Here is a 3,545-nt window from a genome sequence, read left to right as displayed (position 1 = left end):
CAGGCCCAGGAATCGGCGCAGATCAGCCAGTCGCTGAACGACCTGGCGAACCACCAGCAGAGCCTGATGGGGCAGTTCCGCGTGTAACCGACGGGCTCGCACGCCGCCGATACACCTGTAGGAGCGAGCTTGCTCGCGAACCCGCCCCGCAGCGGAGCCCGTTCACGAGCAAGCTCGCTCCTACGAAGAGCCGAAGCCGCTGGGCTCCCGCGTTCGCGGGAGTGACGGGGGAGGGATTGGCACACGCCTCAATCCGTCATTCCCGCGAACACGGGGACGTAGGGCGAATAACCGTTCGCGGTTATCCGCCGCCGGCCAAGCGCGAAGCTACGCCTTGCCCACGCTCGCCGCCGTCTGCCCGAACAGCAGCTTCTTGCCCTCGTCGGTCACCGACGGCCGCGAGGAGAACGGCTGGCCCTTGGCGTAGGCGCGCACGGTCGCCGGGCGCGCGGCGATGCCGTCGAACCAGCGCTTGAGGTGGGGGAATTCGGCGAGGTCCTGCTGCTGGCGCTGCCACGGCACCACCCAGGGGTAGCTGGCCATGTCGGCGATGCTGTATTCGTCGCCGCCCAGGTACGCCGTTTGCGCCAGGCGCTTGTCCATCACGCCGTAGAGGCGGTTGGTCTCGTTGATGTAGCGCTGCATGGCGTAGGGCAGCTTTTCCGGCGCGTACTGCACGAAGTGGTGGTTCTGCCCGGCCATCGGGCCGAGGCCGCCGACCTGCCAGAACAGCCATTCCAGCACCGTCTTGCGCCCGCGCAGGTCGGCGGGCATGAACCGGCCGGTCTTTTCCGCGAGGTAGACGAGGATGGCGCCGGACTCGAACACGCTGATCGGCTCGCCGCCGTCCGCCGGGGCGGTGTCGATGAGGGCGGGCATGCGGTTGTTCGGCGAGAAGGCGAGGAACTCCGGCTTGAACTGGTCGCCGGCGCTGATATCGATGGGGTGGATGCGGTAGTCGAGCCCCGCCTCTTCGAGGAGCAGGGTGATCTTGTGGCCGTTGGGGGTGGGCCAGTAGTACAGCTCGAGCATGGGACCTCCTGACGTGGAACGCCCCGGCATGCGCCGGGGCGTACTACGCCCGCACCCAGGAGAGCGGTGCGGGCTAAAAGCCAAGACTATAGCTTTACTTGCGGTCGATCCACACGGTCTGCGGGTTGAGGAACTCGCGCAGGCCGAAGTGCGACAGCTCGCGGCCGAAACCGCTCTTCTTCACGCCGCCGATCGGTACGCGGGGGTCGGACGCGGAGAAGCCGTTGATGAACACGCCGCCGCTGACCAGGCGCCGGGCCATGTGCTGGGCCTTGGCCTTGTCGGCGCTCCAGATCGCGCCGGACAGGCCGAACTCGCTGTCGTTGGCCAGTTCCAGGGCGTGCTCGGCGTCGCGCGCGACTATCACCGAAGCCACCGGGCCGAAGATTTCCTTGGCGAAGGCGGTGTTGCCCGGCTTCACGTCGGCCAGCACGGTCGGCGCGTAGTAGTTGCCTTCGCCTTCCAGCTTGTGGCCGCCCAGCAGCAGGGTGGCGCCGTCGGCGATGGCCTGCTGGACCTGGTTGTGCAGCTCCTCGCGCAGGTCGAAACGGGCCATCGGGCCGACGAAGGTGTCGTCCGCCAGCGGGTCGCCGATCTTCAGCGCCTTGACCGCGGCCAGCAGCTTCTCGGTGAAGGCCGGGGCGACGGATTCCTCGATGATCATGCGCTTGGCGGCGATGCACACCTGGCCGCAGTTGCCGAAGCGGCTGGCGACGGCGGCTTTCACGGCGGCGTCGAGGTCGGCGTCGGCGAGCACGATGAAGGGGTCGGCGCCGCCCAGTTCCAGCACGCACTTCTTCAGCGCGGCGCCGGCCTGGGAGGCGATGGCCGCGCCCGCGCCCACGCTGCCGGTCACGGCGATGGAGGCGATGCGGTCATCGGCGATGGCCTTGGAAACCAGCGCCGGCTCGACGTTCAGCACCTCGAACACGCCTTCCGGCAGGCCGGCGTCGAGCCAGGCCTTCTGCAGCTGGTAGGCGCAGCCCATGACGTTCGGCGCGTGCTTGAGCACGTAGGTGTTGCCGCCGAGGATGATGCTCACCGCGCCCCGCATGACCTGCCAGGTGGGGAAGTTCCACGGCATCACGGCCAGCACCGGGCCCAGCGGCAGGTAGGAGATGTACGCGCCTTCGATGCTGGTCTTCTCGTCGTCCAGCATCGCCGGGCCGTGCTCGGCGTACCAGTCGCAGAGGTTGGCGCACTTGTTGATCTCGCCGCGCGCCTGGGTGACCGGCATGCCCATCTCCTGGGCTTCCATGCGGGCCATGGGCTCGACGTTGGCGCGCAGCACTTCGGCCATCTTGCGCAGCACGGCGACGCGCTCGGCCACCGAGGTTTCGCGCCACTGGCGGAAGCCGGCGTCGGTGCGGGCCAGCGCGGTTTCCAGCTGGGTGGCGTCCTCGAAGGGGTAGCGGGCCAGTTCCTGGCCGGTGGCGGGGCTGCGCGAGATGGCGGCCGGAATCGCGGCGATCTGGTTCATCGGGTGTTCCTTGTAATCGGGTGAGGCAGGCCGCCGTGTGTCGGCGGCGACGGTGATTCGGCCGGCGCCCCTGGCGCCGGCATGGGCAAGAAAGTAAGGTGACGAACCATTCATGACAAATGAATAATTAAGAAAGAACTATTCTTCCGGAGAGAAACGTGGACCTGACCCAGCTGGAGTTCTTCCGCGCCGTCGCCCAGGACGGCAGCATCACCGCCGCGGCGAACCGTCTGCACCGCGTACCGTCGAACCTGACCACGCGCATCAAGCAGCTGGAAGGCGAGCTGGGCGCCGAGCTGTTCATCCGCGAGAAGTCGCGCCTGCGCCTGTCGCCCACCGGCCGCAGTTTCCTCGACTACGCCGAGCGCATCCTCGACCTGGTGGAAGAGGCGCGCCAGGTGGCCAGCGGCGCCGAGCCCCACGGCGGCTTTTCCCTCGGCTCCATGGAAAGCACCGCGGCGGTGCGCATCCCCGAGCTGCTGGCGCGCTACCACCAGCGCTACCCGAAGGTGCAGCTGGACCTGTCCACCGGCCCCTCGGGCGAGATGATCGACGGCGTGCTTTCCGGCCGCTTCATCGCCGCCTTCGCCGATGGCCCGGCCAATCACCCGCAGCTGGACGGCCGCCCGGTGTTCCAGGAAGAACTGGTGCTGATGAGCGTCCAGGGCCACGCCCCGGTGCGCGACGCCCGCGACGTGGCCGGGGAAACGGTGTTCGCCTTCCGCGACACCTGCTCCTACCGCAAGCGCCTGGAAGGCTGGTTCGCCGAGCAGCGCGTGGTGCCGGGCAAGATCATCGAGATGGAGTCCTACCACGGCATGCTCGCCTGCATCGCGGCGGGGGGCGGGGTGGCGATCATTCCCAAGGCGATGTTCGACAGCCTGGCCGGCGGGCGCAACGTCGCCGTCCACCACCTGGCCGCCAACCACGCCGACGCCACCACCTGGCTGTTCTGGCGGCGCGGCACCGACACCCCGGCGCTGCGCGCCTTCATCGGCCTGCTGGAGCCGGAGCGCCGCGACGTCGACGCGGC

At 68.7% G+C, this 3,545-nt stretch carries 4 protein-coding genes; 2 read left to right on the top strand and 2 right to left on the bottom strand.

All coding sequences use genetic code 11. From position 1 onward, the window contains the following. Positions 1-87: hypothetical protein (locus P3W75_RS31925; protein WP_430765388.1), on the top strand; the 87-nt coding region annotated here is incomplete at its 5' end. Positions 88-327: 240 nt separating this feature from the next. Here the strand turns inward: P3W75_RS31925 and P3W75_RS19330 are convergent. Together P3W75_RS19330 and P3W75_RS19325 are read right to left on the bottom strand one after the other, a co-directional pair. Further along, the gene (locus P3W75_RS19330) at positions 328-1,032 is read right to left on the bottom strand and encodes a glutathione binding-like protein (protein ID WP_276228918.1); all 705 of its coding nucleotides are present in this window, start codon (positions 1,030-1,032) and stop codon (positions 328-330) included. Between the two features lie 94 nt (positions 1,033-1,126). Then, on the bottom strand, positions 1,127-2,512 hold the full coding sequence (locus tag P3W75_RS19325) for an aldehyde dehydrogenase family protein (protein ID WP_276228917.1): 1,386 nt from the start codon (positions 2,510-2,512) through the stop codon (positions 1,127-1,129). 158 nt (positions 2,513-2,670) lie between these two features. Between P3W75_RS19325 and ptrR the strand changes: the two genes are divergently transcribed. Beyond that, positions 2,671-3,545: putrescine utilization regulator PtrR (gene ptrR / locus P3W75_RS19320; RefSeq protein ID WP_276228916.1), on the top strand; the 875-nt coding region annotated here is incomplete at its 3' end.

The sequence above is a fragment of the Pseudomonas citronellolis genome (genome assembly GCF_029335315.1).
Lineage (GTDB): Bacteria > Pseudomonadota > Gammaproteobacteria > Pseudomonadales > Pseudomonadaceae > Pseudomonas > Pseudomonas citronellolis_A.
The sequence above is the reverse complement of the archived record's forward strand: the minus strand, read 5'-3'. Positions and strand labels throughout refer to the sequence as shown.

Coding starts and splice junctions, on each gene's coding strand:
- P3W75_RS19330 (WP_276228918.1), bottom strand. CDS start 1,032: ATGCTCGAGCTGTACTACTGGCCCACCCCCAACGGCCACAAGATCACC.
- P3W75_RS19325 (WP_276228917.1), bottom strand. CDS start 2,512: ATGAACCAGATCGCCGCGATTCCGGCCGCCATCTCGCGCAGCCCCGCC.